5 protein-coding genes are annotated in these 5,912 nt (G+C 63.4%); 3 read left to right on the top strand and 2 right to left on the bottom strand.

Features of this window, described 5'->3' with window-relative positions; translation table 11 throughout:
- A partial coding sequence (locus tag ACESMD_RS08910; RefSeq protein WP_372612353.1) for a GGDEF domain-containing protein occupies positions 1-887 on the top strand: 887 nt, incomplete at its 5' end.
- A gap of 108 nt (positions 888-995) precedes the next feature.
- Here ACESMD_RS08910 and ACESMD_RS08905 read toward each other — a convergent pair.
- Positions 996-1,811, bottom strand: coding sequence for an acyl-CoA thioesterase (locus ACESMD_RS08905; RefSeq protein WP_372612351.1), 816 nt, complete (start codon positions 1,809-1,811; stop codon positions 996-998).
- A gap of 92 nt (positions 1,812-1,903) precedes the next feature.
- Here ACESMD_RS08905 and tadA point away from each other — a divergent pair, with 92 nt between their 5' ends.
- On the top strand, positions 1,904-2,389 hold the full coding sequence (gene tadA / locus ACESMD_RS08900; protein ID WP_372612349.1) for a tRNA adenosine(34) deaminase TadA: 486 nt from the start codon (positions 1,904-1,906) through the stop codon (positions 2,387-2,389).
- Positions 2,390-2,521: 132 nt separating this feature from the next.
- Here tadA and mltF read toward each other — a convergent pair whose 3' ends face one another.
- The gene (gene mltF / locus ACESMD_RS08895) at positions 2,522-3,985 is read right to left on the bottom strand and encodes a membrane-bound lytic murein transglycosylase MltF (protein ID WP_372612347.1); all 1,464 of its coding nucleotides are present in this window, start codon (positions 3,983-3,985) and stop codon (positions 2,522-2,524) included.
- Positions 3,986-4,139: 154 nt separating this feature from the next.
- Here mltF and purL point away from each other — a divergent pair.
- Positions 4,140-5,912, top strand: a 1,773-nt coding sequence (gene purL, locus ACESMD_RS08890) for a phosphoribosylformylglycinamidine synthase (protein WP_372612345.1), incomplete at its 3' end; no start/stop codon positions are given.

The following is a 5,912-nucleotide window of genomic DNA, read 5'->3' as shown; positions in this document are numbered from 1 at the left end:
TGATCATCTTCGCCTACCTGGCTTTCAGCCTGGGGGCCAGCCAGCTGCATTTCTTCGGCGAGCGACAGCGCTGGCTGCTGGCCATCCACACCTGGGTCATGATCGGTTTTATCACCTGGTTTCTCTATCGCACCCAAGGGATAGATGGCCCTCTGACCAGCCTTTATCTATTGGCTGTGGTCACCAGCGCTCTGACACTAGGTATCCTGGCGACGATGCTTCAGGTGACGGCGATTTCTACCTGCATCCTGCTGCTCTTTCATCTCACGGGTGTCAATGTCGTGGCGCCTGCCAGTCTGGCCCTGATCGGCACCAATATCGTCACCTTCTTCATCGTCGGCTACCTCACCTCGGCCCTGGTCCATGCCCTTCACCTGACCAATCGCATGTTGCTGGAGATGGCCAATCGGGATTCCATGACTGGCCTGTTGAATCGACGTGCCTTCGATGAATTGATGCAGTCGATCCATACCATGGCCAAGCGATCGGGGCGTCCATACAGTGTCATCGTCATCGACATGGATGACCTCAAGACCATCAATGATACCCAGGGTCACGTCGCCGGCGATCTGGCGATCCTGGCCCTTTCTAAACGACTGAGAAAGCGCAAGCGCGACAGTGATGTTCTGGCTCGCTATGGTGGCGACGAGTTCGTGATGCTGCTGCCCGAGACCGATGTGGTCGGCGCCACCAACATGATGGAGCGCCTGCTCCAATCCGTGAACGCCAATGAACCACATATCAGCATCGGCCTGGCCTCCTTTCCCGAGCATGGTGAAGAGTTCCTGCAACTGTTGGATCTTGCCGACAACGCCATGTACGTCAGCAAGACCTCGGGTGGCAATCGTGTCACGGCTCCCGGCATGCCCCAGAAGGATAATGCCTGACGCCGTTCCTAGCGAGGACGAGGCGTTCATCACACCCTGGCACGACACTGGCTCTGCCGCCTCTGCCGTGTGCTCCAAAGTGCTGCAGTTATTCTATGAATCTAGCTCTCAAGCATCCCTGACTCGGAGCAAGCCTTCCTGAGCGGTGGAGGCCACCAGACGGCCCTGGCGGTCGTAGATGCTGCCACGGGAGAAGCCGCGTGCTCCGCCGGTCCAGGGGCTGTCCATGTCGTAGAGCAGCCAGTCATTGACCCTGACGTCATGGTGGAACCAGATGGCGTGATCGAGGCTGGCGATCTGCAATCGGGGGTCGCCGAAGACGATGCCGTGGGGTACCAGGACCGTGGTCAGGAGGTTGAAGTCGGAACTGTAGGCGAGCAGGGCGCGGTTCAGGGCGGCGTCATCGAGCAGGTCACCGGCGAGTCGGAACCATAGCCGCTTGCGCGCGGGCTCTCCGGGGTCAGCCTCGTTGCCGAGATTCAGGAACTCGATGGGATGCCCTGGGAAGCGCTCGAGTCTGGCATCCGTCTGCTCCAGCCGTTCCGGGGGCGTGACCTCTGGCATGGCGGGCTGATGGGTGATGCCGGGTTCATCGCCATGGAAGGAGGCGCTGCAGAAGAAGATCGGACGACCCTTCTGGATGGCGGTGACACGGCGGATGGTGAAGTTCGCCCCGTCGCGGATCGCATCCACCTGATAGACTACCGGTCGATGGGGATTGCCCGGGCGCAGGAAATAGCCGTGGAGCGAGTGGACGTGACGCACACTGTCGACGGTCTGTCCGGCGGCCGACAGGGCCTGGCCCAGCACCTGGCCACCGAATAGCTGGGGAAGCCCCAGGTCCTGGCTGTGGCCACGGAAGAGGTTCTCCTCGAGGGCCTCCAGGCCGAGCAGGGTCACCAGATCGTTCAGGGCGTCAGGCATGGTCGTTATTCTCCATGATGGGTCGTCGGGTATGGCTATCCCGAGTGTCATACGGTCGTTTCAGTGCGGCTAGTCTAGCGGAGTCGATGTCCTTGCGCAGTGACGAATTCTACATGCATCGCGCCCTTGATCAGGCTCGAGATGGCCTTGTCGCCGGCGAGGTGCCGGTAGGGGCGGTCGTGGTGAATCCAGTCGGCGAGATCATCGGTGCCGGCTTCAATGCGCCCCTGGGCTGCCATGATCCCAGCGCCCATGCCGAGATTCGGGCCCTGCGCGATGCCGGGGCACGTCTGGGAAATTATCGACTGGAAGGCTGTACCCTCTACGTGACCCTGGAACCCTGCCTGATGTGTACCGGGGCGATCATCCACGCGCGTATGGCGCGCCTGGTCTATGGAGCCGCCGAGCCGCGGTCCGGCATGGTGGAATCCAGGGCCAACCTCTTCGCCCAGCCCTGGTTCAACCATCATGTCGAGGTCCAGGGCGGTGTCCTGGCACCCAGGGTCTCCTGCCTGCTCAGGGATTTCTTCGCCGCGCGCCGGCGGTCGTTGTCAAGGGAAGGGCCACCATCTGCTTGACGAGCCTGGCGGCGGCGGGGACGGGGTGTGCCAGATTTCGATCCCCTGCATGGCCAGCAGGAGCTCGGTCGTGGCCTGCGACTGGGGCGAACCCAGGTTGACGTAAGGTCGCGTCACTTCGGTCCAGCTCGATCAGGAGTCGGGGGGAATGAGCTGGAAGACATCGCTGTCGTCTCCGTCCGGCAGGCGAGCATTGAGCTGGTTGAATTGCTGCTGGTTACGATCCACGTAGGTGAGTATCTCGTAATAGCGACGAATATTGCGGACATAGATCACCGGTTCCCCCCCGTGAGCATAGCCGTATCGCGTCTTGCTGTGCCATTTCCGCTCCTGCAGCAATGGCAAGGACTCGCGCACGTCTTCCCATTGGTCAGGATCGCCACCACGCCTCTCGGTAATGTCGCGGGCGTCATAGAGATGTCCCAGCCCCACGTTGTAGGCCGCCATGGCCATGTAGAGCCGGTCTTCACCGGTAATCGACTCGGGCAGTCGATCCTTCAATTCTCGCAGGTAGCGGGCGCCCCCTTCGATGCTCTGGGCCGGATCGAGTCGATCCTGGACACCAAGATCACCCGCCGTGGGCAGGGTCAGCATCATCAGGCCTCGGACCCCCGTGGGTGAGGTGGCCGCGGGGTCCCAGTGGGATTCCTGGTAGCCCAGGGCAGCCAGCAGTTTCCAGTCGAACTCTGTCTGGCGGGCGGCCTCGCGGAAAAGCTCGGTGTACTCGGGCAGGCGCTGGCGGGCATTCTGGATGAAGGTGCGCGCGCCGACATATTCGAGATAATCGTCATGGCCGAAATAGCGTGAGACCAGGCGGTCCAGCTCCCCTTCGCGTCGCAAGGTCTCCAGGAAGCGGTTCGCTTCTTCCACCAGGCCAAGCCCCCTCCCGGCAGGGAAGGCCCAGGCCATGGAAAGCGGCTCGCCGATCGGGAAGCCGTTTTCCACGCCGGGGAAGAACAGTCGATTGAGGCGGAACTGGTGCTCGAAGACCACGGCGGCATCCAGGGCACCCGATTCCACCCGGCCAAGTAGTTCGGCCACTTCCAGGTCGGGGGCCTCCTGCCAGCTCAGCCGGGGGTGATCGACCTGGAGCTCGCGCAGTATCAGGTCGCCGCCGGCACCGCTCAGAGTGCCGAGTGTCAGACCCTCGAGGTCCTCCAGGGTCTCGGGGGGATGCAGTCCTCGTCGATAGACCAGCAGGGATTGCAGCTCGATGATCGGACGGCTGAAGATTACCCCCTCCTGGGTGGGGTCCAGCGGCAGGGCGGCGGCACCCAGGTCGCCCTCGCGTCTTACGGCTTCCAGTATCTCCCGGATGTAGTGGCTGGCATCCAGGGTCAGACTGACACCCAGGTGGTCAGCGAAGCGATGCATCAGCTCGTATTCGAAACCGGTGGGCCCCTGGCGTCCCACGTAGTAAGTAGTCGGGGTGTTTCGCGTGTGCACGCTGATGAAGTCGCGGGCCAGAATCGCCTCCAGGTGGCCGTCCTTGGGTGCGTCGAAACGCCCGGGCATCAAGCCGAGAAGGAAGACAGCGGCCAGGGCGGCATAACCGCGCCAGGCACGATGGGAAGTGTCGAAGTGGGCGACCGTCATTCGAATGCTGGCATCATGAGGGGTTTCAACCATAATCAGCGGCTAGCCCGCTGTCATCCCTGCGATTTCTCGCCACCCCCGCTTTCCAGTATCATGTGCCCTCGTTACCGCAGGCTGCGGTCACCCGATTTCCCCGGCTCAGAGGCTCCAGGATATGCTCGAACTGCGAGGCGCGCCCGCCCTGTCTGCTTTCCGCCATGCCAAGTTGCTGGCCGCCCTGCGTGATGCCGTTGGCGACGTCGAGTCGCTGCATGCCGATTATGTGCATTTCGTCGACCATGAGGGCTACCTCGACGATGATCAGCAAGGCTTGCTGGCGCAACTGCTCGACTATGGCCCCGTCCGTGAGGGCGAAGCGAGCACCGAGGGGCAACTCTTCCTGGTGGTACCGCGACTCGGCACCCTGTCGCCCTGGTCCTCGAAGGCCACCGACATCGCCCACAACTGTGGTCTCGGCGTGGTTCGCCGCATCGAGAGAGGCATCGCCTATCGGGTCAAGCTCAAGGGCATGCTCTCGGAGCAGGGGTTCGCGTCGATCAACGTCCTGCTGCATGACCGCATGACCGAGACCGTCCTGTCCGACCCCAGCGATGCCGCCACGCTGTTCGACCACCGGGCGCCGGCCCCGCTGGGCCATGTGGATATCCTGGCCGGGGGGCGCGAGGCGCTGGTCACCGCCAATCTCGAGCTGGGGCTGGCCCTCGCCGAGGACGAGATCGATTACCTGGTGGCGGCCTTCCTCGATCTCGGGCGCAATCCAACCGACGTCGAGCTGATGATGTTCGCCCAGGCCAACTCCGAGCATTGCCGCCACAAGATCTTCAATGCCGACTGGCTGATCGACGGTGAGGCCCAGCAACGCTCGCTGTTCAAGATGATCAAGAACACCTTCGAGGCCTCCCCCGAGAACATCCTGTCCGCCTACAGTGACAATGCCGCGGTCATCCGGGGCAACGAGGCGGGCCGCTTCTATCCCGTGCCCTTGACCGCCCGGGGCGACGAGCGGGCGGTCTATGGGACCTCCCGGGAACCGATCCAGATCCTGATGAAGGTGGAGACCCACAATCACCCTACCGCCATTGCCCCGCACCCTGGCGCGGCTACCGGCGCCGGCGGCGAGATCCGCGATGAGGGCGCCACCGGTGTCGGCGGCAAGCCCAAGGCTGGATTGACCGGCTTCAGCGTCTCCAATCTGCGCATTCCCGATTTCGTCCAGCCCTGGGAGGCCTTCGACTACGGCAAGCCCGAGCGCATCACCAGCGCTCTGGATATCATGTTCGAGGGGCCCATCGGCGGGGCGGCCTTCAACAACGAGTTCGGTCGCCCCAACCTGGCGGGCTATTTCCGCACCTATGAACAGGATGTGCTGGAAGGCAACGGCATCGAGCGGCGTGGCTACCACAAGCCGATCATGCTCGCCGGGGGATATGGCAACATCCGTGAGGGTCATGTCCAGAAGGGCGAGATTCCCGTCGGCGGCAAGCTGATCGTGATGGGCGGCCCGGCGATGCTGATCGGCCTGGGTGGCGGGGCGGCCTCGAGCATGGCCTCCGGTGATTCCAGCGCCGATCTCGATTTCGCCTCGGTGCAACGTGGCAACCCCGAGATGGAGCGTCGTGCCCAGGAGGTCATCGACCGTTGCTGGGCGCTGGGCGAGGCCAATCCCATCCGCTTCTTCCACGATGTCGGTGCCGGCGGCCTCTCCAACGCCCTGCCTGAGCTGGTCAAGGACGGCGCGCGTGGCGGCCTGTTCGACCTGCGCGCGGTACCCAATGCAGAGCCGGGGATGAGCCCGCTGGCGATCTGGTGCAACGAGGCCCAGGAGCGTTATGTGCTCGCCCTGCCCCCGGAGGACCTGGAAACCTTCGATGCCCTCTGTCGGCGCGAGCGCTGCCCCTATGCCGTGGTCGGCGAGGCAACCGAGGCG

Origin of the sequence: Halomonas sp. (genome assembly GCF_041689495.1) — a bacterium.
Classification (GTDB): domain Bacteria; phylum Pseudomonadota; class Gammaproteobacteria; order Pseudomonadales; family Halomonadaceae; genus Halomonas.
Note: the sequence above shows the minus strand (reverse complement) of the source record. Positions and strands in the feature narration are given on the sequence as shown.

Coding starts and splice junctions, on each gene's coding strand:
- ACESMD_RS08905 (WP_372612351.1), bottom strand. CDS start 1,811: ATGCCTGACGCCCTGAACGATCTGGTGACCCTGCTCGGCCTGGAGGCC.
- mltF (WP_372612347.1), bottom strand. CDS start 3,985: ATGACGGTCGCCCACTTCGACACTTCCCATCGTGCCTGGCGCGGTTAT.